At 56.9% G+C, this 22,678-nt stretch carries 20 protein-coding genes; 14 read left to right on the forward strand and 6 right to left on the reverse strand.

The window, feature by feature from the left end; genetic code table 11:
* Positions 1 to 12: 12 nt before the first annotated feature.
* From hisC to VLA07_RS08385, 14 genes are all read left to right on the forward strand, one after another.
* Complete coding sequence (gene hisC, locus VLA07_RS08320) at positions 13 to 1,125, forward strand: histidinol-phosphate transaminase (protein WP_333989007.1); 1,113 nt, start codon at positions 13 to 15, stop codon at positions 1,123 to 1,125.
* A gap of 28 nt (positions 1,126 to 1,153) precedes the next feature.
* A complete protein-coding gene (locus VLA07_RS08325; RefSeq protein WP_333989008.1) occupies positions 1,154 to 3,361 on the forward strand; it encodes a bifunctional prephenate dehydrogenase/3-phosphoshikimate 1-carboxyvinyltransferase in 2,208 nt (735 codons plus the stop codon).
* The gene (gene cmk / locus VLA07_RS08330; protein WP_015093983.1) at positions 3,358 to 4,047 is read left to right on the forward strand and encodes a (d)CMP kinase; all 690 of its coding nucleotides are present in this window, start codon (positions 3,358 to 3,360) and stop codon (positions 4,045 to 4,047) included. Before VLA07_RS08325 ends, cmk begins: the two co-directional genes overlap by 4 nt.
* A gap of 119 nt (positions 4,048 to 4,166) precedes the next feature.
* Positions 4,167 to 5,852 carry a 30S ribosomal protein S1 gene (gene rpsA, locus VLA07_RS08335; RefSeq protein WP_027612422.1) on the forward strand — a complete coding sequence of 562 codons (1,686 nt, stop codon included), beginning with the start codon at positions 4,167 to 4,169 and terminating at the stop codon, positions 5,850 to 5,852.
* A gap of 204 nt (positions 5,853 to 6,056) precedes the next feature.
* Positions 6,057 to 6,335, forward strand: a complete 279-nt coding sequence (locus VLA07_RS08340) for a hypothetical protein (protein ID WP_027612423.1) — start codon at positions 6,057 to 6,059, stop codon at positions 6,333 to 6,335.
* 152 nt (positions 6,336 to 6,487) lie between these two features.
* Positions 6,488 to 6,784 (forward strand): integration host factor subunit beta, encoded by a 297-nt coding sequence (ihfB, locus tag VLA07_RS08345; RefSeq protein WP_003189779.1) that lies wholly within the window; start codon positions 6,488 to 6,490, stop codon positions 6,782 to 6,784.
* Between the two features lie 27 nt (positions 6,785 to 6,811).
* Entirely contained in the window at positions 6,812 to 7,051 is a 240-nt protein-coding gene (locus tag VLA07_RS08350; RefSeq protein ID WP_247268178.1) for a LapA family protein, read from the forward strand.
* A 224-nt stretch (positions 7,052 to 7,275) separates the two neighbouring features.
* Positions 7,276 to 8,349 carry a dTDP-glucose 4,6-dehydratase gene (rfbB, locus tag VLA07_RS08355; RefSeq protein WP_247268179.1) on the forward strand — a complete coding sequence of 358 codons (1,074 nt, stop codon included), beginning with the start codon at positions 7,276 to 7,278 and terminating at the stop codon, positions 8,347 to 8,349.
* A complete protein-coding gene (gene rfbD / locus VLA07_RS08360; protein ID WP_247268180.1) occupies positions 8,349 to 9,242 on the forward strand; it encodes a dTDP-4-dehydrorhamnose reductase in 894 nt (297 codons plus the stop codon). Before rfbB ends, rfbD begins: the two co-directional genes overlap by 1 nt.
* Positions 9,239 to 10,129 (forward strand): glucose-1-phosphate thymidylyltransferase RfbA, encoded by an 891-nt coding sequence (rfbA, locus tag VLA07_RS08365; RefSeq protein ID WP_247268181.1) that lies wholly within the window; start codon positions 9,239 to 9,241, stop codon positions 10,127 to 10,129. The genes rfbD and rfbA overlap by 4 nt, the downstream gene beginning before the upstream one ends.
* Positions 10,130 to 10,448: 319 nt before the next feature.
* Positions 10,449 to 11,891: a mannose-1-phosphate guanylyltransferase/mannose-6-phosphate isomerase gene (locus tag VLA07_RS08370; RefSeq protein ID WP_333989009.1), complete on the forward strand. Its 1,443-nt coding sequence runs from the start codon at positions 10,449 to 10,451 to the stop codon at positions 11,889 to 11,891.
* Positions 11,892 to 12,036: 145 nt separating this feature from the next.
* Positions 12,037 to 13,401, forward strand: coding sequence for a phosphomannomutase (locus VLA07_RS08375; RefSeq protein ID WP_330206518.1), 1,365 nt, complete (start codon positions 12,037 to 12,039; stop codon positions 13,399 to 13,401).
* Positions 13,402 to 13,503: 102 nt separating this feature from the next.
* Positions 13,504 to 14,727, forward strand: a complete 1,224-nt coding sequence (locus VLA07_RS08380; protein ID WP_333989010.1) for a hypothetical protein — start codon at positions 13,504 to 13,506, stop codon at positions 14,725 to 14,727.
* Positions 14,724 to 16,109, forward strand: coding sequence for a glycosyltransferase family 4 protein (locus VLA07_RS08385; protein WP_333989011.1), 1,386 nt, complete (start codon positions 14,724 to 14,726; stop codon positions 16,107 to 16,109). Before VLA07_RS08380 ends, VLA07_RS08385 begins: the two co-directional genes overlap by 4 nt.
* Before the next feature lie 58 nt (positions 16,110 to 16,167).
* Here VLA07_RS08385 and VLA07_RS08390 read toward each other — a convergent pair whose 3' ends face one another.
* Genes VLA07_RS08390 through VLA07_RS08415 form a run of 6 tightly spaced genes read right to left on the reverse strand, consistent with a single transcriptional unit; the run spans position 16,168 to position 22,674 of the window.
* The gene (locus tag VLA07_RS08390; RefSeq protein ID WP_247268186.1) at positions 16,168 to 17,466 is read right to left on the reverse strand and encodes a glycosyltransferase; all 1,299 of its coding nucleotides are present in this window, start codon (positions 17,464 to 17,466) and stop codon (positions 16,168 to 16,170) included.
* Positions 17,463 to 18,500 carry a glycosyltransferase family 4 protein gene (locus tag VLA07_RS08395; protein WP_247268187.1) on the reverse strand — a complete coding sequence of 346 codons (1,038 nt, stop codon included), beginning with the start codon at positions 18,498 to 18,500 and terminating at the stop codon, positions 17,463 to 17,465. The genes VLA07_RS08390 and VLA07_RS08395 overlap by 4 nt, the downstream gene beginning before the upstream one ends.
* Complete coding sequence (locus VLA07_RS08400; RefSeq protein WP_333989012.1) at positions 18,497 to 19,534, reverse strand: glycosyltransferase family 4 protein; 1,038 nt, start codon at positions 19,532 to 19,534, stop codon at positions 18,497 to 18,499. The genes VLA07_RS08395 and VLA07_RS08400 overlap by 4 nt, the downstream gene beginning before the upstream one ends.
* Entirely contained in the window at positions 19,534 to 20,637 is a 1,104-nt protein-coding gene (locus tag VLA07_RS08405; protein ID WP_333989013.1) for a DegT/DnrJ/EryC1/StrS family aminotransferase, read from the reverse strand. The genes VLA07_RS08400 and VLA07_RS08405 overlap by 1 nt, the downstream gene beginning before the upstream one ends.
* 10 nt (positions 20,638 to 20,647) lie before the next feature.
* Positions 20,648 to 21,277, reverse strand: coding sequence for an acetyltransferase (locus VLA07_RS08410; RefSeq protein ID WP_247268190.1), 630 nt, complete (start codon positions 21,275 to 21,277; stop codon positions 20,648 to 20,650).
* The gene (locus VLA07_RS08415) at positions 21,274 to 22,674 is read right to left on the reverse strand and encodes an FkbM family methyltransferase (protein WP_247268191.1); all 1,401 of its coding nucleotides are present in this window, start codon (positions 22,672 to 22,674) and stop codon (positions 21,274 to 21,276) included. Before VLA07_RS08415 ends, VLA07_RS08410 begins: the two co-directional genes overlap by 4 nt.
* Positions 22,675 to 22,678 lie beyond the last annotated feature (4 nt).

Below are 22,678 nucleotides of genomic sequence, written 5' to 3' on the forward strand. Positions count from 1 at the left end.
GGGCGGTAGCAAATGAGTGGCAACTTCCTCGCTCTGGCACAGCCGGGCGTGCAACAACTTTCGCCGTACGTTCCGGGCAAGCCTGTGGACGAACTGGCGCGCGAGCTGGATCTGGATCCGGCAAAGATCGTCAAACTGGCAAGCAATGAAAACCCGCTGGGCGCCAGTCCGAAAGCCTTGGCGGCGATCCGCGAAGAACTGGCCGAGCTGACCCGTTATCCGGACGGTAACGGCTTCGCGCTGAAATCGCTGTTGGCCGAGCAGTGCCGCGTCGAGCTGAATCAGGTGACCTTGGGCAACGGCTCCAACGACATTCTCGAGCTGGTGGCGCGCGCCTATCTGGCGCCGGGCCTGAACGCCGTGTTCAGTGAGCACGCGTTCGCTGTCTACCCGATCGCCACCCAGGCTGTCGGTGCGCAGGCCAAAGTGGTTCCGGCCAAGAATTGGGGGCACGACTTGCCTGCGATGCTTGCTGCCATCGACGCCAATACCCGCGTGGTATTCATCGCCAATCCGAACAACCCGACCGGTACCTGGTTCGGCGCCGAAGCGCTGGACGAGTTCTTGCAGGACGTGCCGGAGCACGTCCTGGTGGTGCTGGACGAGGCATACATCGAATACGCCGAAGGCAGTGATTTGCCGGACGGTCTGGATTTCCTCGCGGCGTACCCGAATCTGCTGGTATCGCGCACGTTCTCCAAGGCCTATGGCCTTGCAGCGCTGCGCGTCGGTTATGGCCTGTCCACTGCGGTAGTAGCGGACGTGCTGAACCGCGTGCGCCAGCCGTTCAACGTCAACAGCCTGGCCTTGGCCGCGGCCTGTGCGGCGCTGAAAGACGAAGAGTATCTGGCGCAAAGCCGTCAGCTCAACGAATCCGGCATGCAGCAGTTGCAGGCGGGGTTCCGTGAGTTGGGTCTGAGCTGGATCGAGTCCAAAGGCAACTTCATCTGCGTCGATCTCGGTCAGGTCGCAGCGCCGATCTTTCAGGGCTTGCTGCGTGAAGGCGTGATTGTGCGTCCGGTGGCCAATTACGGCATGCCGAACCACCTGCGGGTGACCATCGGTCTGCCGGCGGAAAACAGCCGCTTCCTCGAAGCGCTGCGTAAGGTTCTGGCTCGTGGGTGATGTCACTGCTCTGCAATCTGCTGCACCTATGATCGGTCGCCTTGTAGTGGTCGGTCTGGGCTTGATCGGTGGTTCGTTTGCCAAAGGCTTGCGTGAAAGCGGTATCTGCCGCGAAGTGGTCGGGGTCGATCTCGACCCGCAATCGCGCAAGCTGGCGGTCGAGTTGGGTGTGGTGGATCGTTGTGAAGATGATCTGATCGCTGCGTGTCAGGGCGCCGACGTGATTCAGCTGGCGGTGCCGATTCTGGCCATGGAGAAAGTCCTGGCTCGTCTGGCGAGCGTTGATCTGGGGCAGGCGATTCTGACCGATGTCGGCAGCGCCAAGGGCAATGTGGTGCGCGCGGCCACCGAGGCGTTTGGCGGTATGCCAGCGCGCTTCGTGCCGGGCCATCCGATTGCCGGCTCCGAGCAGAGCGGGGTGGAAGCCTCCAACTCTGAGCTGTTCCGTCGGCACAAGGTGATTCTGACGCCGCTCGAGCAGACCGACCCGGCCGCACTGGCGGTGGTTGATCGCTTGTGGTGCGAACTGGGTGCCGACGTCGAGCACATGCAGGTCGAGCGCCACGATGAAGTGCTGGCCGCGACCAGTCATCTGCCGCACCTGCTGGCCTTCGGTCTGGTCGACTCGTTGGCCAAACGCAATGAAAACCTTGAGATCTTCCGTTACGCTGCGGGCGGTTTCCGCGATTTCACAAGAATCGCCGGAAGCGACCCGGTGATGTGGCACGACATCTTCCTCGCCAACCGCGAGGCTGTCCTGCGCACACTCGATACATTTCGCAGCGACCTCGACGCCTTGCGCGACGCGGTCGATGCAGGGGATGGGCACCAATTGTTGGGCGTCTTCACGCGCGCCCGGGTTGCCCGCGAGCATTTCAGTAAAATCCTGGCCCGCAGGGCCTATGTGGACGCTATGAATTCCAACGATCTGATTTTCCTGGCTCAACCTGGTGGCCGCCTGTCCGGTCGGATTCGCGTACCAGGTGACAAATCGATTTCCCACCGCTCGATCATGCTCGGCTCGCTGGCCGAAGGCGTGACCGAGGTTGAAGGTTTCCTCGAGGGCGAAGATGCCCTGGCGACCTTGCAGGCATTTCGTGACATGGGCGTGGTCATCGAAGGCCCGCACCACGGTCGTGTGACCATTCACGGCGTCGGCCTGCACGGTCTGAAGCCAGCGCCGGGTCCGATCTATCTGGGCAACTCCGGCACCTCGATGCGTCTGCTGTCCGGCCTGCTGGCGGCGCAGAACTTCGACAGCACCCTGACCGGCGATGCGTCGCTGTCCAAGCGTCCGATGAATCGCGTGGCCAATCCGCTGCGTGAAATGGGCGCCGTGATCGAAACCGCCGCCGAAGGTCGTCCGCCGATGACCATTCGTGGCGGGCACAAACTCAAGGGTCTGACCTACACCATGCCGATGGCCAGTGCTCAGGTGAAGTCCTGCCTGCTGCTGGCGGGTCTTTACGCCGAAGGTAAGACCACCGTGACCGAGCCGGCGCCGACCCGTGACCACACCGAGCGCATGCTGCGCGGTTTTGGCTACCCGGTAAGCGTCGATGGCGCCACCGCGTCGGTCGAGTCCGGCGGCAAGCTGACTGCGACCCATATCGAAGTGCCGGGCGACATCTCGTCGTCGGCGTTCTTCCTGGTGGCCGCGTCGATCGCCGAAGGTTCCGAGCTGGTGCTGGAGCACGTTGGCATCAACCCGACCCGTACCGGCGTCATCGACATCCTGCGTCTGATGGGCGCAGACATCACCCTGGAAAACCAGCGTGAAGTTGGCGGCGAGCCAGTGGCTGACCTGCGTGTGCGCGCTGCTAAACTCAAGGGTATCGAGATTCCGGAAGCGCTGGTGCCACTGGCCATCGACGAATTCCCGGTGCTGTTCGTGGCGGCGGCGTGTGCCGAAGGTCGTACCGTGCTGACCGGTGCCGAAGAGCTGCGCGTCAAGGAATCGGATCGCATTCAAGTCATGGCGGACGGCTTGCTGGCGCTGGGCGTCAAGTGCCAGCCGACTCCGGACGGCATCATCATTGATGGCGGCCAGATCGGTGGCGGCGAAGTGCATGGTCACGGTGATCACCGTATCGCCATGGCTTTCAGCGTCGCTTCGCTGCGCGCCACTGCACCGATCCGCATTCATGATTGCGCCAACGTCGCGACGTCGTTCCCGAACTTCCTCGCGCTGTGCGCGCAAGTCGGCATTCGCGTGGCTCAAGAGGCTCAGTCGTGAAAAACATTGCACCGGTCATCACCATCGATGGGCCAAGCGGTTCGGGCAAGGGCACGGTCGCCGGGATCCTGGCCAAGCGTCTGGGCTGGAATCTGCTGGACTCCGGTGCGCTGTATCGCCTGCTGGCGTTCGCTGCGCATAACCATGGTGTCGACCTGACCAATGAAGAGCTGCTGAAGAAACTGGCCGCTCATCTGGATGTTCAGTTCATCGCGGCGACCGACGGTCAACTGCAGCGCATCATTCTGGAAGGTGATGAAGTCAGCGATGTCATCCGTACCGAAAGCGTCGGTTCCGGTGCTTCTCAGGTGGCCGCATTGCCGGCGGTACGCGAGGCGCTGCTGCAGCGCCAGCGTGCTTTCCAGGAAGCGCCGGGCCTGGTGGCCGACGGTCGCGACATGGGAACGGTGGTTTTTCCGGATGCGCCGCTGAAGATTTTCCTCACTGCCAGTGCCGAGGAACGGGCGCGCCGCCGATATTTGCAGTTGAAGGGCAAAGTCGAGGGTGTTAGTCTGTCGAGTCTGCTAGATGAGATCCGTGCACGCGACGAGCGTGATACCCAGCGCGCAGTAGCCCCGCTCAAGCCGGCGGCTGATGCGATACAGCTGGATTCCACGGAGTTGTCCATCGATCAGGTGCTTGAACGCATCATGAGCGAGATCGCCATTCGCGATATCGCCGGGTGACCAAGAAGGTCGCAGGGGACCAGTCATAGTCCTGCGGCGCTTCTTTTAAATGAAACTAACCCACACCGTCTGGGGTGTGGAGATGGGCGTATTCTTCGCCCTCATCTACAGGAATTAAAATGAGCGAAAGCTTTGCGGAACTCTTTGAAGAAAGCCTAAAGACCCTGAACCTTCAGGCAGGCTCCATCATCACCGGTGTTATCGTTGATATCGATTACCAGGCTCGCTGGGTAACCGTTCACGCTGGCCTGAAGTCTGAAGCACTCATCCCGCTGGAACAGTTCTACAACGATGCTGGTGACCTGACTATCAATGTCGGTGACGAAGTTCACGTTGCTCTGGATTCGGTTGAAGACGGTTTCGGTGAAACCAAGCTGTCCCGTGAAAAAGCCAAGCGCGCTGAATGCTGGATCGTTCTGGAAGCAGCCTTCGCAGCTGAGGAAGTGGTCAAGGGCGTTATCAACGGTAAGGTTAAAGGCGGCTTCACTGTCGACGTTAACGGCATCCGTGCGTTCCTGCCAGGTTCCCTGGTTGACGTCCGTCCAGTGCGCGACACCACGCACCTGGAAGGCAAAGAGCTGGAATTCAAGGTCATCAAGCTGGACCAGAAGCGCAACAACGTTGTCGTTTCCCGTCGCAGCGTCCTGGAAGCCGAGAACTCCGCCGAGCGTGAAGCTCTGCTGGAATCCCTGCAGGAAGGCCAGCAAGTCAAAGGTATCGTCAAAAACCTCACCGATTACGGCGCATTCGTCGATCTGGGTGGCGTGGACGGCCTGCTGCACATCACCGACATGGCGTGGAAGCGTATCAAGCATCCTTCCGAAATCGTCAACGTTGGTGACGAAATCGACGTCAAGGTTCTGAAATACGATCGCGAACGCAACCGTGTTTCCCTGGGCCTGAAGCAACTGGGCGAAGATCCATGGGTTGCTATCAAAGCCCGTTACCCAGAAGGCACTCGCGTTACCGCTCGTGTAACCAACCTGACCGACTACGGCTGCTTCGCTGAGCTGGAAGAAGGCGTTGAAGGTCTGGTACACGTTTCGGAAATGGACTGGACCAACAAGAACATCCACCCTTCGAAAGTCGTACAAGTCGGCGACGAAGTGGAAGTCATGGTTCTGGACATCGACGAAGAGCGTCGTCGTATCTCCCTGGGCATCAAGCAGTGCAAGTCGAACCCGTGGGAAGACTTCTCTGGCCAGTTCAACAAGGGCGACAAGATCTCCGGCACCATCAAGTCGATCACCGATTTCGGTATCTTCATTGGTCTGGACGGCGGCATCGACGGTCTGGTTCACCTGTCCGACATCTCCTGGAACGAAGTGGGCGAAGAAGCCGTACGTCGTTTCAAGAAGGGCGACGAGCTGGACACCGTCATCCTGTCGGTTGACCCAGAGCGCGAGCGCATCTCCCTGGGCATCAAACAACTGGAAAGCGATCCGTTCTCCGAGTACGTCTCGGTTAACGACAAGGGCGCTATCGTGACCGGTACCGTGAAAGAAGTTGACGCCAAAGGCGCCATCATCGTTCTGGCCGATGACATCGAAGCAACCCTGAAAGCCTCTGAAATCAGCCGTGATCGCGTTGAAGACGCGCGCAACGTTCTGAAAGAAGGCCAGGAAGTTGAAGCCAAGATCATCAGCGTTGATCGCAAGAGCCGCGTAATCCAGCTCTCGATCAAGTCGAAAGACGATGCTGAAGAGAAAGAAGCCATCCAGAGCCTGAAAGCAGCTCCGGAAGGTGAAGCAGCTGACACCACTATGGCGGCACTGCTGCGTCAAGCAATGGCCAAACAGAACTAAGTTCTGCTTGATCATGAAAAAGGGCGACTTCGGTCGCCCTTTTTTGTGCCTGCGATTTGGTGCGCTACGGTTGGGAGTGGAGTGTTGGTGAAACCAATCCCTTCAACGGGTTGTCTGTTTCTTTAATCGGATCAATCGCCTATTCGCGACTAAGCTGGGTATTAGTCGTGCAGTAGTCGGGCGTTGCCTGGCATAAGGAAGTGGATGAACAGATTTATTGTCTTGATCGCGGTGTTGGTATTGGCGGGCTGCACCACAAGTGCCAAGACGCATGCAGTGCGTGGCGTCAGCGGTATCGAGATCGACTGCTCTGGTCTGGGTTCGGGGTGGGAGAAATGCCAAAAGCGCGCAGCGAAGGAGTGCAAGGGCGCGGGTTACAGGGTAATCACCCGATCTGATCAGGCCAAGGATGAAGATGAATATCCGTTTGGCTTCAATCCCGCAGGCTACGTCACTCGAACCATGCTGGTCATGTGCCGTTGAGTGTGTACTGCTTCGGCTTGTGCTTTTGTGCACTGAAAACAGGCGTTTCGGCGCCAAGGAAGATATGTCAATCCCTGGGCTGTTCAAAATCTTCCGGGCGTGCTAAAACCTTTCAAGCGCTGATCTAGCTGCTTGAAAAAGAAGGGAAAAATATGACGAAGTCGGAGTTGATCGAACGAATTGTCACCCATCAAGGGCTACTCTCATCCAAGGATGTGGAGCTGGCCATCAAGACCATGCTTGAACAAATGTCCCAGTGCCTGGCCACCGGTGATCGCATCGAGATCCGTGGGTTTGGCAGCTTCTCCCTGCACTATCGTGCGCCGCGCGTAGGTCGCAATCCAAAGACCGGTCAGTCGGTTAGTCTCGACGGCAAATTCGTTCCGCATTTCAAGCCGGGCAAGGAGTTGCGTGACCGGGTGAATGAGGAAGAGGAGGAGGGAGTTTGACAGTCGCTACTTTTCAAGGAGTTACTCATGCGTAACCTCAAGCGCATACTTCTTGGTGTTTTTATTCTGCTGCTGGTGTTGGTGATTCTGGCGTTTGTACTGGAAAATCAGCAATCCATCTCGCTGATGTTTCTTGGCTGGGCTGGTCCGCAACTTCCAGTGTCTCTGATCATGGTAATTGCTTTGCTCGTCGGGATGCTGATCGGGCCGGTACTGGGCTGGTTTTTGGGGCGTTCTTCCAGTGCCTCCCGCAAGCTATCGGGGTGAAATGCTGTGGGGTGGGGGTGTGATGAATTTGCACCGCGGCCTGTCCATATCCATTAGTAAAACGTTCATTAAGCTGTAAAATGCCGCGTTTGTTCGACAGCGGCATATTTGCTTGTCGCTGAAAATTCGCTTTTAAAGAAGCCTTGCGACTTGGGCTTTTGCATTCATGGATCAGACAGTGCTCGGTTGGCAGCCCTGTCAGCACCTCAAGGGTATGGTTTCGCGTGAAAATTCTAGTAACCGGCGGTGCCGGGTTTATTGGCTCGGCAGTTATCCGTCACATCATTTCCAATACATCCGACTCTGTAGTGAACGTCGACAAGTTGACGTATGCCGGTAACCTTGAATCGCTGGCGCAAGTCAGTCACGACCCGCGTTATGTTTTCGAGCACGTAGATATCTGTGATCGCGCAGAGATTGAACGTGTCCTGCAAGCGCATCAGCCGGATGCGATCATGCATCTGGCGGCAGAGTCGCATGTTGACCGCTCGATCTCCGGTCCCTCCGAATTTATTCAGACCAATATCATTGGTACATACACTCTTCTTGAAGCTGCCCGGCACTACTGGACGGGCCTGGAAGGTGATCGCAAATCAGCTTTTCGCTTCCATCACATCTCGACGGACGAAGTTTACGGCGACCTTGAAGGGCCGGAAGACCTTTTCACCGAAGAAACGCCTTATCAGCCGAGCTCTCCCTATTCGGCGAGCAAGGCCAGCTCCGATCATCTTGTACGCGCCTGGGCCAGAACCTATGGGCTGCCGACACTGGTGACCAATTGCTCGAATAATTACGGCCCGTGCCATTTTCCCGAAAAGCTGATTCCGCTGATCATTCTCAATGCACTGGAGGGCAAGCCGTTGCCGGTGTACGGCAAGGGTGATCAGGTCCGTGACTGGCTCTATGTCGAAGATCATGCCCGTGCACTTTATAAAGTTGTAACCGAAGGTGTGGTTGGCGAGACCTATAACATCGGTGGTCATAACGAAAAGCAAAACATCGAAGTGGTGCACACGCTGTGTGCATTGCTTGACGAGCTGCGTCCTGAGTCCGCCCATTGCCCTCATGCCAGTCTGATCACCTATGTTCAGGATCGGCCTGGCCATGACCAGCGCTACGCGATCGATGCCAGCAAGATCCAGCGTGAGCTTGGCTGGACGCCGCAAGAAACATTCGAAACCGGCATTCGCAAGACGGTGGAGTGGTATTTGAACAATGCCGACTGGGTCGCCCATGTAAAAAACGGTAGTTATCAGCAATGGATTGATCAGAACTACGCGGATCGTTCAGGCCAGTGATGAAAATTCTCTTGCTGGGGAAAAACGGTCAGGTGGGATGGGAGCTGCAGCGCTCCCTTTCTCCACTAGGAGAGCTGATCTCGCTGGATCGTCATGGCGAAGACGGGCTGTGCGGCGATTTGTCCGATCTTGTTGGCCTGCGAGCCACCCTTCGTCGCGTGCGTCCGGACATTATCGTCAATGCGGCGGCATACACAGCTGTGGACAAGGCAGAAGTCGAGATCGAACTGGCGCATTGCGTGAACGCGCAGGCCTGCCAGGTCATGGCCGAAGAAGCTGCGGCGCTGGATGCATGGTTGATTCATTATTCGACCGACTACGTATTCAATGGGCAGGGATCGACACCCTGGGTAGAGACTGATGCGGTTGCCCCGCTGAATCGCTATGGCGTCAGCAAGGCTGTCGGTGAGCAGGTGATTATCGACTCGGGTTGCAAGCACCTGATCTTCCGTACCAGTTGGTGTTATGGAGCCCGTGGCAGCAACTTCGCCAAGACCATGATGAGGCTGGCCAGGGAGCGCGACACGCTGAACGTGATCGCGGACCAGATCGGTTCACCCACGGGAGCGGACCTGATTGCCGATGTCACGGCGCTGGCTATTCGGCGTGTCTTGCTGGCTCCAGAGCTTGCCGGGGTTTACCACCTGGCGGCTGGCGGCGAAGTCTCATGGCATGGTTATGCGTCATTCGTGATCGACTTTGCCCGCCGCCAGGGTGAGGCGTTCGCGGTGACAGCGATCAATACGATTGAAACCAGTGCCTACCCAACCCCTGCACGCCGACCTTTGAACTCTCGTTTGAATACTCACAAGCTGTGCCGGGCCTTTTCTTTACACTTGCCGGATTGGCAAAGTGGTGTAACCCGAATGCTCAGGGAAATTCTCGATAAATGATCAAGACCAACCGTAAAGGCATCATTCTGGCCGGTGGTTCAGGCACACGCTTGCACCCGGTCACTCTTGGTGTATCCAAGCAATTGCTGCCGATCTATGACAAGCCGATGATTTTCTATCCGCTGTCGGTACTTATGCTGGCGGGCATGCGTGAAATTCTGATCATCTCCACGCCCGAGGATCTGCCGAACTTCCGCAAGCTGCTGGGTGACGGCAGCCTGTACGGAGTCGAGCTGAGTTATGCCGAGCAGCCTAGCCCTGACGGTCTGGCCCAGGCGTTTATCATTGGTGAAGAATTCATTGGTGATGATCCTTGCTGTCTGATCCTCGGCGACAACATTTTCTACGGGCAGTATTTTACCGAGAACCTGCGCTCGGCCAATGCCCAGACCTCAGGTGCTACAGTGTTCGGTTACCACGTTTCCGATCCGGAGCGTTTCGGGGTGGTGGAATTCGATGCAAACGGTTGTGCGTTGAGCATTGAAGAGAAGCCTCTCAAGCCGAAGTCCAACTATGCGGTTACCGGTTTGTATTTCTACGACAACCAAGTCGTGGAGATTGCAAAGAACATTCAGCCTTCGGAGCGTGGCGAGCTGGAAATCACCGACATCAACCGTGCCTATCTGGAGCAGAAGACGCTCAATGTCGAAATGTTGGGCCGAGGCTTCGCCTGGCTGGATACCGGTACCCATGATTCGTTGCTCGAAGCGGGGCACTTCGTGCATACCATCGAGCATCGCCAGGGGTTGAAAGTCGCCTGTCTCGAAGAAATTGCCTACAGCAACGGCTGGATCAGCGCTGAACACGTCGCGGCACAGGCTGATCGCCTGAAAAAAACCGGTTACGGACAGTACCTGCAGAAGCTGCTGGATCATCCTTCGAATTGAATGTGTTCTTTCCGTCGGTCCACAGGTTGGCAGGTTAATTACCGAGTTATTAATTCATGGCTGTCGCGCTAGAATGGCAGCCAGAACCTGACGGTGTATTTGAAGTTTCGCTGGTCGAATCAGTCTGTCTGCCCCCTTATGTACTTTTGAAGGGGGGGGGGCGGTACCTTCGGGTGGAAAGTGTCAGTGTATCTGCTGCTTGCATGCGAACGGCAGGGGTAAAAATTTGCGCTGATCTCAGTGCAGGAACGACTAGTAACATAACTGAGCCCGCTTTCCTGATAACAATCGGCAGGAAGGGGGATTAAGGATTTAGAGCATGGAACTGATTCCCGTAATTTTGTCTGGTGGAGTTGGCAGCCGCCTGTGGCCTGTTTCTCGCGAGGCTCATCCCAAACCTTTCATGGATCTGCCGGATGGTCAGAATCTGATCCAGAAGACGTTCTTGCGTGCTTCGCGCCTTGAAGGTGTCGTTGAGGTCCTCACGGTCACCAATCGTGAACTGCTGTTCAAGACTGAAGACGAGTACGGTGTAGTCAATACGGCCAAGCACGCTCAGGGTTTCATCCTCGAGCCCTTCGGGCGCAATACTGCAGCGGCCGTAGCTGCGGCGGCGCTGCAACTTGAGGCGACCCATGGTCCTGACGCGCACATGCTGGTACTGGCAGCCGATCACCTGATCAAGGACGAACAAGCTTTTGCGGCGGCGGTCGGCAAGGCCGTTGCGCTGGCCAGCACGGGCTGGCTGGTCACGTTCGGTATCCAGCCGACCTATCCGGAAACCGGATTTGGCTACATCGAGGCGCAGAAGGATGCTCCACTCGAGGGCGGCTTGAAGGTCGCGCGTTTTGTCGAGAAGCCCAACCTGGAGACAGCCCAGGGGTACGTGAGTGCCGGCAATTATTTCTGGAATTCCGGCATGTTCTGCTTCCGGGTGGGCACGGTACTGGAAGAACTTCGCCAGCACGCGCCTGATGTCGTCGATGCCGTTGCTAAAACAATCGAAGCCTCGCGCCTGACTTCTTCGAGCAAATATCGCTGCCTGGCGCTGGATGCTGAGCGTTTTGCCGAGGTTCCGGATATCTCCATCGACTACGCCCTGATGGAGCGCTCGACGAAAGTCGCTACCATTCCTTGCGATATTGGCTGGAGCGACATCGGTTCCTGGAATGCCGTGAGCGAGCTGACCCCGGCTGACGAAAACGGCAACCGTTTCGAAGGTGAGGTTCTGTCCCATGGCTCACGCAACAACTATGTGAACAGTGAAGGGCGCCTGACAGCCCTGGTCGGTGTGGAAGATCTGCTGGTCATCGATACGCCCGACGCGGTGATGATCGCCCACAAGGATCATGCTCAAGACGTCAAGCATATCGTCAACCAGCTCAAGGCCTGCAGCCATACCGTGCATTTGCTGCATCGCACGGTGCATCGTCCATGGGGCACGTACACTACCCTGGAAAACGGCGAGCGCTTCAAGATCAAACGCATTGTCGTCAAGCCGAAAGCCTCTCTGTCCCTGCAGATGCATCACCATCGCAGCGAACACTGGATTGTCGTCAGCGGCATGGCAAAGGTGGTCAATGATCAGCAGGAGTTGATGCTCGACACCAACGAGTCGACGTTCATCCGTGCGGGTCACCGGCACCGCCTGGAGAACCCGGGCATGATCGACTTGGTGCTCATCGAAGTGCAGAGCGGCGAGTATCTGGGTGAGGACGATATCGTTCGTTTTGAAGACATCTACGGCCGCGTTGACAAGTAACAGCGTGCTGGCAGTCATAAGCCTGACGGGTGATTGTTCAACCGGTCAGGCTTATTTGCATGTGTCCACCCTCGACTTTAATTCCTATCGATGACGCACGACCCGTTCGAAATGTGTCGTCCCCGTTTCCCGGCAAGAGACCAGAATGCATACCCCTATCAAAACCCGCTGCTTCAAGGCTTATGACATCCGTGGCCAGGTGCCCTCCGACCTCAACGAAGATGTGGCTTATCGGATTGGCCGCGCCATGGTCACCGAGCTGCAAGGCAAGAGCATCGTGCTGGGGCGGGATATGCGGCTGGAAAGCCCGATGCTGGCCGAAGCAATGACCCGCGGTCTGCGCGAGGCCGGGGCGCAGGTCATTGATATCGGCTTGTGTGGCACCGAAGAAGTCTACTTCGCCACCAGCGCATTCGGTGCCGATGGCGGTGTGATGATCACTGCAAGTCACAACCCCAAAGGGTACAACGGCATGAAGCTGGTCAAGTCGCAGTCGCGACCGATCAGTGGCGATACAGGGCTCAATGCGATTCGAGACCGCGTGGAAAGTGGCGATCTCGGTCCCCTGGCAGACGAGCCTGGTGGTGTTCGTCACGAGCTGGACAAGGGACGCTACATCGCCCATCTGTTGACGTATATCGACGTTGCGGATCTGAAACCGCTGAAGGTACTCGCCGACCCAGGCAACGGCGCCGCCGGTCCGGTACTGCAGGAACTGATCGACAAGCTGCCCTTCGAGTGGGTGCTGATCAATGCCGAACCGGACGGTAACTTTCCCAATGGCGTGCCCAATCCTCTGCTGCCGGAAAATCGCGAACTGACGCGCCAGGCGCTGTTGGACAAGGGCTGTGACGTGGGACTGGCCTGGGACGGCGACTTTGACCGCTGCTTCTTTTTCGACGAAACCGGTCGCTTCATCGAGGGCTACTATCTGGTTGGCCTGCTGGCGGAAATGCTGCTCAAACAGCACCCGGGCAGCAAGATCATTCACGACCCGCGCCTGACCTGGAACACCATCGATCAGGTTGAGCAGGCAGGCGGCGTACCGGTCCTGTGCAAAACCGGGCATGCCTTCATCAAGGAGCGCATGCGCCTTGAGGATGCGATCTACGGCGGCGAAATGAGCGCCCACCACTATTTCCGCGACTTCGCCTACTGCGACAGCGGGATGATTCCGTGGTTGTTGGTGACAGCGCTGATGTCCACCACCGGAAAGACCCTTGCGCAACTGGTTGACGAGCGTATTGCGGCATATCCGTGCACCGGCGAAATCAACTATCGGGTCGACGATGTGCCGGCGATGTTGCAGAAGGTTCTTGAGCACTATTTGCCCCAGAGTCCGGTCCTCGACAGAACGGATGGCATCAGCGTTTCCTTTGACAACTGGCGTTTTAACCTGCGTGGTTCCAACACAGAGCCACTGTTGCGGCTGAACGTCGAGTCCAGGGGCGATCAAGCGTTGATGTGGGCTCGACTGAAAGAGCTTGAAACGCTGATCAAGGGTGCATGAGACCTTTGGTCTCTTTGGTATTCAACAGCGCCCGTGCTTCGGTGAGCGAAACATCGCGGTGCGGTCGCGGGTTGTGAAATATCAATTTTATAGGTTCATATTTTGAAAACGGTTTTATTGCTAAGCACCTATCCGATCATCAGCCCCCGCCACGGCGGCCAGGTCCGGGTTGCCAACATCGCGAAAACCTTCGAGGAAAATGGCTGGAGCGTTACTCATCTGGCCGTTTATGAGCCTGAGGGTTACCCGCCGTCGACATTGGGTTCCAATGATGTCAGCTTTCCCGCTGGCAGCAGCTTTCGCAAATACAAGGGCACCTATGTGCCGTTGATCAACGATTTGCTGTCGGGGGAGTTCGCCGCCTCGGAGCAGGGCGGGTTTGCCGAAATCCTCAAAAAGCTGCCTGCAGTGATTGACGTCATTCATGTCGAGCAGCCATGGCTATGGCCGCTGGTCCTGAAGATCAAACAGCTGCCGCAATACAGTAATGCTTGCCTGATTTACGGGTCCCAGAACATCGAGGCCCCGCTGAAGCTGGAAATTCTCGACAGTTACGGGATCAAGGGTGCCGAGCCGGTCATTGCCGATATTGAAGCCCTTGAGCGCAAGGCTGCGCTGGAGGCTGATATTGCCGTAGCGGTAACGCAAGCGGATTACGACATCCTCAAGGCTTGGGGGGCGAAAATGCCGCTGTTGGCCCCTAACGGCATTGCGCCCTGGACGGCCAAGGCCGAAGTGCTCGAGAGCTGGAAGGCGCGCCTGCCAGCATCACCGTGGATTCTCTATGTCGCCAGTGCTCATCCACCTAATTTCAAGGGCTTCAATGAGTGTCTGGGGAGTTCTCTGGCGTGCATTCCGCCTGACAGCAAGCTGGTGGTGGTCGGCAGTGTTTGCGAGCACCTGGAGTCGACGCTTCGGGACAGTCGCTGGGGGCAATTGAACCTGTCGCGCCTGAAACTTTTGTACATGCTGCCTGACGATGACCTGGATGCGGTGAAAACCCTCGCTCATGCGTTTCTGTTACCGATTCCCCATGGCGGCGGCTCGAACATCAAGACGGCGGAAGCCATTTATTCGGGCAAATACGTGGTCGGAACGGAGTCTGCGTTTCGCGGCTTCGAACAGCATCTGGATCTGCCGGAAATCAGTGTTGCCCGTACGCCGAACGAGTTTCACGCGGCGATCCGCAAGCGCCTGACCGGGCCGGCAACGATCGATGGCAACGGTCCGGATAGAGAGTCCCGGGAATCATTGACCTGGGCCCGGAGCCTGGAATCGATTCCGCATGCAGCAATACAAGTCATTGAAAAGAAGGCGCAAGCATGACTACCTGGTTTGACGTAACGACCATCCTTGGCTGGCGGCGGCCGGCGGTAGGCATTATTCGTACCGAGGCGGAAGCGGCCGCTCATGCGCTTGAGTTGATTGCTGCCGGTGAGAGCGTGAAGTTTTGCTTCTACAACCGTGCCACGGGCTACAGCGCCGTCGACACCGCTGAGGTGGCCGCGACGCTCAAGCGAATCTCCGGTGCGCACGCTGCTGTGCCGGGCAAGGTTGCTGCGAGTAGCGCGAACAAGAGTTCGATCGAGGCCCGACTGAAAGAGAAAGCGATAAAGGTGCTCAACCGCTTGCCGCCAAAAGTCAGTGGGCGCATTTATCAGTTCTTCCAGTTGCGCCGTGTGTCAATGGTCGAGGCCGTGATTGCTCTTCGGCACATGCGGTCGGCTATCAAGGGGTTCCTGAAGCCAGCCAACCGGACTCATGTCTTTACGCCGTCGTCCGTCAAGGCAGCGACGGCCGGTCATCCGTTCTCGAAGGGTGATAGCTACATTTCCGTGGGTCTGGACTGGGACAACAAGGATCTTCCGCATCTTTATGAGCTCAAGAAGAAGGTCGGTCTGCGCGTCATTCTCTTCTGCTACGACGTGATCCCGGTAAGGCTTCCCCATTTGTGCGTGGGTGATGTGGCGGCCAGGTTCGCCAACTATTTCACGGACGTCGCCTGGTGTGCGGACAAGATCCTTTGTATCTCGGAATGCACGCGCAAGGACCTGATCGCACTGCTCGAAGAGTTGGGTGCACCGGTCCCGCAAACGGCGGTGGTCAAGCTGGGATGCCAGCTCTCGCATGAACTGAGCGATGACATCAGTGCTGATGTGAAAGCGTTGTTGAATGAGCGTTTTGTACTGTTCGTTTCAACGATCGAGCGCCGCAAGAATCACGAGGTTCTTTACCGCGCCTATACACGTCTGATTGATAGTGGCGTTCAGGATCTGCCGAAACTGGTGTTTGTTGGAATGTCGGGCTGGGGTGTTGGTGACTTGCTGGCGGATATCCAGCTTGATCCGAGAACCAGGGACTACATTCGCATCCTGAACAATGTCTCCGATTCGGACCTCATGCACCTCTATCGTCATTGCATGATGACGGCATTTCCGTCGCTGTATGAAGGTTGGGGATTACCGGTTGCAGAGAGTCTGGCTGCCGGCAAGTACTGCCTCGCTTCCAGTGCCGCGTCGATACCGGAAGTGGGTGGTGAGCTGCTGGATTACCTGGAGCCGTGGGATGTCTCGGCGTGGGTGGCGGAGCTGCAGAAGTATGCGTTCGATCCGGCAGCGCTGGCTGCCAGGGAAGAGGCGATCAAGCGTGACTACAAGCCGGTGGCCTGGAAGGACACGGCGCAGTTCATCTTCGACAGTTTGAAATAAGGGCGGGCACAGCGGTGGCAGTACGGTGGAACAGCAGGGCTGATCCACCGCAATTGATTCACACGATAGTGTTGGTGTTGAACACGCTCAATGGTTGCAGCATGTCCGGGGTGCTCAACAGTTCCGGGTTGCCCGACCATTTTTCGATGATGGACGAAAAGTGCTCGACTGCCGAGAGGAGGACATTCGCCCGGAGCGCCGCAGGAACGGCCTGTTCCAGCTTCCGTGCATAGTTTTGCGCAGTGAAGGTGGCCTGCGCCCATACCTGCGCCTGCTTTCCGAGCACGTTGGCCGAGGTCTGGTCGCTATGAAGAGACAGAAATATTTTCTTCAAGTCTTCGACTTCGTTCTCGACCGATATCTTCAGCACCAATTCATCAGGGAGCTCGCTGTAGAAGCCGGTGTCCGTAACGATGGTTGCTTTGCCGTAGAGCATGGCTTCGATGGCCGAGGCTGAAGCGGCTTCCAGGCTAGGCCAGCGCAGGCAACTGATGACGTCCGCTTCCCGAATGGCCATGGACAGCGTTGCATCGTTGACTTCATTGGAAATGATCAACTCCACGCCGTTGTCAATTGCCAGTTCAGACAACCTTTTTTCAGTCTCTGGAAGAATCGCACCAACCAGACGGTAACGAACATTCGCTCGCAGGGAAGGGCTGCTGGCGATTGCCAGGATGCAGCTTTCAACGCGCTTGTTTGGGTTAACGTGACCGATGGTCAGGATATTCAGTTTGCTGTTGGTGGCTGGTAGCTCCGAGTCGTTGGCTCCTGGCGCATCGTAGGCCAGTGGCGTAACGAAAACCGGCCCCGGGCAAGCCGCCAGTACACGATCGCAGCCCCAGTTGCTGTGCGTGATCACACAGGTCGCCATCGAGCTGATCCATTCTGTGAGCGGAGCTTCATTTCGCGTTTTGCTGATGAACACCGAGCCGTCATGAATCTGGAAGTATTCCTCGGCAATCGTTGTTCCATACCACTGAGTCAATACTCGATTGGCTTCTTCGCGCCTGCCTTGCGACCAGCCGAAAAACAGGTGTCCGAGGAAGAAGTCATGCAGGCAAACGATACCTGGAGCTTTTGCAAGCCAGGCAATTGCACCTTCATGAAATTCGTAGCTGTTGCCAATCTGATAGACGCAGCAGTCGGCGCTCTCGATTTCTCGAGTGATTTGCGAGTCGTCCTCCCAGGGCAGTACTGTGCAGCCGAAATCGTGAAGTTCTGTGGCCGAGACGTGCTGGCTTTCGGTACGAACCACGACAACTTCATGTTGGCTGGACAGGAGTTGGCGCACGACGAGTCTGGTCATTCGGCCGATGGCCGAGGTTTTGACCGCGGGTGTGAACATGACTAGTTTCATTTCAGGAGCGCCTCGACAGTTTCTGGCCAATTAATGCCCAGGCCGTTCCACAATGCCTGAGCGCCTTCTCCGTACTGTCGGGTTCGAGCCTTGCTTTCGTAGGCAGCGCTCATCGCCTCAGCCAGACTTTCGGCAGTCGGTTCCGCTCTCCAGCCGGTTTCGCCAGGCTGCACCAAGCCGAGGATCCCGCCACTGTCGGTAGTCGTTATCAGCGCTTTGCGAGCCGTTGCCGCTTCCATGCTCACGTAGCCGAGTGAGTCTTCATCAAACGGGATATAAGCGACGGCAAGTGCACGATTGACATAGTCCACATAGGTAGCCCGGGGCAGGAAGCGCAGATCGAGCTTTACACGATCCTGCAGACCGAACTGTTCAATGATTGCGTGCAGCTGTTGTGTATCGGCAGGAGACTCGGGTGGTCCGGCGATGATCATCTTGACTCGTCGATCCGCCTTTGCCAGTGCCTGTAAAAGCAGGAATTGGCGTTTCATGCTGTTTACCCGGCCGCCGGCAAAGATGTAGTCATCAGACTCGCCACCGGTGAACACTTCCGGATCGTTGACCGGAGGAAGTAGTACCTTGGAGTCAAAACCGTTGTATTTGAGAAGTCGCTGTCGGGTGACTTCGGAATTGGTGTAGATGTGTCGGCTCTCAGCGAAGCTTTCATTATCCGCATGCGCAATCGCCTTGCGAATATCCGCGCCATGCTGGCCCGGTGGAAGATTGGTCTGACCGGCATCATACAAGTCATAGGCTTGCCGGTATTGGTGAAGCAGCCACAGCGATTTGCGGTGATGCCGAACCAGATACGCGGGAAACTTCAAGGCAATGACGTGATCGGTATTGGCGATTTCCAGGGTGCGTGCCAACAGCATTTGCGAGGGAATGCGTGTTGAAGGTTCCCATTGAAACGGGATCCGCAGAATTTCCGCATCATGGCCGGCGATGACCAGATTCTTCTGCAGGTTGACAGCCAGCTCTTCAGCGCCACCCCAAATGAAGGGCGCCATGTTGTTTACGATTAATACTTTCATGCCAAAAGACGCTCCAGCACCTGCGACCATGAAATCTTCAAGTCGACCAATCGCTGTCTGGCGTTCTTGCCCATTGCTTCTGTCACGTTTTTATCCCGGTACAGTTTGTCCATGGCGCGAGCCAGTGATTCGGGAGTCGGTTCGGCGATGTAGCCGTTGTAACCGTCCTGAATCAATTCAAGCACGCCACCGGAATCGGAAGTGGTCAGGACAGCTTTCTGTGCGTGGCTGGCCTCCAGGCTCGGATATCCGTAGGAATCTTCGTCGATCGGCAAGTAAGCGGCGGCCAGGCATTGCGACAAATGCTCCACTTTTTCCTCTTCCGTGATCCAGCGGTCTTCGACAATCACCCGATCGGCTACATTGCATAATTGGGCCTTTTGTTGAAGCGCAATGCCATAGTCCGGGCTCGCGCCAGTTCCCATAATCCGCAAACGAACCGGCACCTTGGTGTAGCTGAGTGCTTCGATGAGCAAATGCTGGCGCTTGTAGTGTTCCAGGCGGCAGATACATACGATCTCGTCGTTGTATCCGGCACTGAAAAAACGCTCCGGTTCGAATACGGGCGGGTACAGCACTTCACTCTCTACGCCGTTGAAGGTCTTGAGTCGCTCGGAGACAACCTTCGAGTTGGTGAAAACTGTCTTTGCTTCACCCATTGCCCGGGTGTCCACGTCAATCAGGGATTCACGGATGGCGCGGTTATGCGCGGTGTCCGGGAAGTCACGATAAGGCGAGTCCCACAGGTCGTAGAAGGTACGGATGTGGTGAATGAACCAGAGAATCTTGTGTGGATGCGGTATCAGATGGGCCTGCGGCCGGAAGCAAATGATCCGGTCTGCGGCCTTAAGATCGACCCAGCGCAGCGCCATCATCTGCTGAAACAGGATATCCGGAGGCGAGTCGAGTTCTGGCAGGTACACGACTTCCACCTGGTGTCCGGCTTCGGTCAGCGTCGAGGCCAGCCAGTCGACGATGTTTCTTCCACCGCCCCTGATGAAGGGCATGAACGAGGAGCAAAGGGCGATTTTCATCAGGCCGCGAGGACCTCGCGCAAGCTCGCCGCGATTCTGATGATGTCTTCCCGGGTCAGATCCTGATGCGTTGGCAGGTTGATGCCGCGGCCGGACCATAGGTCTGCTACCGGGTAGCGGTTGTCTTCCTTGTAAGGCGGCAGAACATGCATCGGGTAGAAAACCGGACGGGTTTCGATGCCCATTGCATCCAGTTTCTGCATGACGGCGTCGCGTTTGTGCTCATCACCGTCCGCCAGGAAGATGTTGTACATCCAGAAGACCTGCTTGGCCCACGACGCCTCGGTCGGCAGGACGATCTTGTCCTTTAGGTCTGCCAGCGCTTCGTTGTACCAGCCGGCCAGGCGCTCGCGATCGGCAAGTGCGGTATCGATGTTTTCCATCTGGGCCAGGCCAATGGCCGCCTGGATGTTGGTCATGCGATAGTTGTAACCGACTACCGGAAACCAGTAGCGACGGTTAGGATCCATGCCTTGACCACGGAACAGGCGCAGTTTGGCGGCGAGTTCGTCGTCATTGGTGGTGATCATGCCACCTTCACCAGTGGTGATGATCTTGTTGCCGAAAAAGCTGAAGGTCGCGCAAGTGCCCAGGCTGCCCACCTTGCTGCCCTTGACTTCGGCGCCGTGTGCCTCGGCGGCGTCCTCGACGACCCACAGATTGTGCCTGCGGGCGATTTCATTGACGACGTCCATCTGTGCCGGATGACCATAGAGGTGCACCGGGATGATGCCTTTGGTCTTGGCGGTGATCTTGCTTTCGATCGTTTGCGGGTCGATGTTCATGGTATCGGCGCATACATCCACCAGTACTGGAGTCGCGCCGCAATAGCGTACGGCGTTGGCCGTTGCGATGTAGGTCACGGTAGGGATGATCACTTCGTCGCCAGGTTGCAGGTCAAGTACGACCAGAGCCAGGTGCAGCGCCGTGGTGCCGTTGTTGGTGGCGATCGCATGCTTGACGCCACAGAACGCGGCAAAGCTTTCTTCAAAGGCAGTGATGTACTTGCCGTTGGAGGAGATCCAGTTTGTATCCAGGCAATCGAGCACGTAATTGCGTTCGTTTCCAGCGAGTTTTGGTTGTGCAACGGAAATACGTTTCATGTCTCTTCCTTCAAAATTTGTTCAAGGCTTTGGCAGGCACACCCACAACCGTGACTGCTGAATCGATATTCGAAATGACGACGCTGCCGGCACCGACCATGACGGACTCACCGATGTGAATTTCCGGAATGACTTTGCTGCCGACACCGACGAAACTCAAGTTGCCTACGTGCACATTGCCGGCCAGGGCGCACTGGGGCGCAATGTGAGCCGCCAGCCCGATCACGCAATCGTGGTCAATAGTTGCACCGGTGTTGATGATGCAAAGGTCGGATATGACGGCCTCTGCATTGATCACGGCTCCAGCCATCACAGCGATTCCGGTGCCCAGTCTGGCCGAAGGGGAAACCACGGCTGCTGGGCTGATGGCGTTCACCAGTTTGAAACCCGTCTCGGTGGTTTTTTTCGCCAGTTTGTTGCGGACGCTATTTGACCCGATGGCAATGAATGCTCTCTCGTACCCGTCCTTGTACAGCGCCGACAGGTGGTCGTCGCTTTTCAGTACCGGGATGCCCAGACAGGTATCCGGACTGTCCGGGTTGCCGACGCACCACGCAACTTTCTCGCCCTGGGCCTGCAGGAGCTCGATGCAGACTTTTGCATGTCCGCCGGCCCCTACAACAATGATTTCAGACTTCATGCGTCACTCCTTTCAGCGTGAGTCCATTCCGGGCGGTGAAACAGCAGGTTGACCGAGTCGGTACGCGACAGTTGTTCGATCGACCAGTTTTCAAGGTTGCCGGTACCTTCATTGATAACGCTGAACACCAGTCCGGTAGCCGTGAAATGCTTGAGCCAGTTTTCGAGACTTATCGTATTTCTCTTCAGGTGGGAGAGGCCCAGTTCAACGATAAGCAGCATTTGCGGGTTGGCAGCAAGCAGGCGTCGTGCACCTTTCATGACGTCGATTTCGGCGCCTTCCGCGTCGATTTTCAGCAGCTTTACAGTCAGATCTTCCGGCAGAAACTCATCTAGGGTAACGGTTGAGATTTCCACAGATGTTGTCGTGGCAAACGTCGGAGTTTCCAGTTCATAGAGTGAGTGATGGCCGCTGGTAGCGCCAAGATGCAGTTTGTGGCTGCCTGCCGTATCGGAAAGTGCGTAATGGGAGATCTCGCTGATGGATAGAGCACCGTTGAGCCACAGGTTTCTTTCCAGCAGTTTCCGGGTCGGTTCGAATGGCTCGAAAGCAAAAATCCTGCCTTGTCCCGACATGGCGCGAGCGGCGGCTATCGAGTGCATTCCTATATTGGCGCCGACATCGATATAGACATCGCCGGGCTTGATGATGCGTTCGATCAGAATCCGTGTTCCAGGCTCAAGCTCTCCTGCTTCCATCAGATTGGCCAACAGAGCATGATCCCGGGCATCGCAGAGCATGTAGCCGACTGCAGTTTTGACCAGTGTTTCATCCGGTCCGCAGTTGATAGCGATACGGTTGACATCGAGCAATGCATATTGCTCGATTCGATCAAGTTGCGGGCCTACGTTTTGCTCGATTCGATCGAGTTGCAGGCCTACGTTTTGCTCGATTCGATCGAGTTGCGGGCCGACTTTTTCCATCGGGAGCTGGCTGGCGAAAAGCTCTCGCGACAGGGAAGCCTGGACATTCGTCGAGTTGGTCAGTCGCTGAAGCTCCAGCTGGACTTGCCGGTTTTGCTCGCGCTGTTGCTCCTGCAGGCTGGCGAGCGCCTGCTGGAGGGTGGCGAACTCTTGCTGGAGGGTGGCGAACTCTTGCAGCATGTCCTGACGGATCGTGGCATTCAAATAGTTGCGCAAGCGGAAGAGCACCGGGCGTGTGAAAGGCCGGGTGGCGCGAAAAGCGCTCTGGGCAATCCGCCGAAGTGTCTGCTTGACGTGATGACGCAGCATCCGGCTCATGGCAGGTGAGGTTCCATGAGGGATATCGCTGGCACCGCTGGCGACATCGGTCGGCGCACTGATGACGGGATGGGAAGCTGTGCGCGCCAGCAAGCGCTTCGACGCAATCGAAAAGGCCGCTTCGATTTCCACACCATTGCGCTTAATGCTGTTCATTAGC

This window comes from Pseudomonas sp. S3(2024) (assembly GCF_036861315.1).
Classification (GTDB): Bacteria; Pseudomonadota; Gammaproteobacteria; order Pseudomonadales; family Pseudomonadaceae; genus Aquipseudomonas; species Aquipseudomonas putida_A.

Bases quoted from the DNA above. Each gene is read 5' to 3' on its own strand.
- hisC (WP_333989007.1), top strand. From the start codon at position 13: ATGAGTGGCAACTTCCTCGCTCTGGCACAGCCGGGCGTGCAACAACTT.
- VLA07_RS08325 (WP_333989008.1), top strand. From the start codon at position 1,154: ATGATCGGTCGCCTTGTAGTGGTCGGTCTGGGCTTGATCGGTGGTTCG.
- rpsA (WP_027612422.1), top strand. From the start codon at position 4,167: ATGAGCGAAAGCTTTGCGGAACTCTTTGAAGAAAGCCTAAAGACCCTG.
- VLA07_RS08340 (WP_027612423.1), top strand. From the start codon at position 6,057: ATGAACAGATTTATTGTCTTGATCGCGGTGTTGGTATTGGCGGGCTGC.
- ihfB (WP_003189779.1), top strand. From the start codon at position 6,488: ATGACGAAGTCGGAGTTGATCGAACGAATTGTCACCCATCAAGGGCTA.
- VLA07_RS08350 (WP_247268178.1), top strand. From the start codon at position 6,812: ATGCGTAACCTCAAGCGCATACTTCTTGGTGTTTTTATTCTGCTGCTG.
- rfbD (WP_247268180.1), top strand. From the start codon at position 8,349: ATGAAAATTCTCTTGCTGGGGAAAAACGGTCAGGTGGGATGGGAGCTG.
- rfbA (WP_247268181.1), top strand. From the start codon at position 9,239: ATGATCAAGACCAACCGTAAAGGCATCATTCTGGCCGGTGGTTCAGGC.
- VLA07_RS08370 (WP_333989009.1), top strand. From the start codon at position 10,449: ATGGAACTGATTCCCGTAATTTTGTCTGGTGGAGTTGGCAGCCGCCTG.
- VLA07_RS08375 (WP_330206518.1), top strand. From the start codon at position 12,037: ATGCATACCCCTATCAAAACCCGCTGCTTCAAGGCTTATGACATCCGT.
- VLA07_RS08385 (WP_333989011.1), top strand. From the start codon at position 14,724: ATGACTACCTGGTTTGACGTAACGACCATCCTTGGCTGGCGGCGGCCG.
- VLA07_RS08390 (WP_247268186.1), bottom strand. From the start codon at position 17,466: ATGAAACTAGTCATGTTCACACCCGCGGTCAAAACCTCGGCCATCGGC.
- VLA07_RS08395 (WP_247268187.1), bottom strand. From the start codon at position 18,500: ATGAAAGTATTAATCGTAAACAACATGGCGCCCTTCATTTGGGGTGGC.
- VLA07_RS08400 (WP_333989012.1), bottom strand. From the start codon at position 19,534: ATGAAAATCGCCCTTTGCTCCTCGTTCATGCCCTTCATCAGGGGCGGT.
- VLA07_RS08405 (WP_333989013.1), bottom strand. From the start codon at position 20,637: ATGAAACGTATTTCCGTTGCACAACCAAAACTCGCTGGAAACGAACGC.
- VLA07_RS08410 (WP_247268190.1), bottom strand. From the start codon at position 21,277: ATGAAGTCTGAAATCATTGTTGTAGGGGCCGGCGGACATGCAAAAGTC.
- VLA07_RS08415 (WP_247268191.1), bottom strand. From the start codon at position 22,674: ATGAACAGCATTAAGCGCAATGGTGTGGAAATCGAAGCGGCCTTTTCG.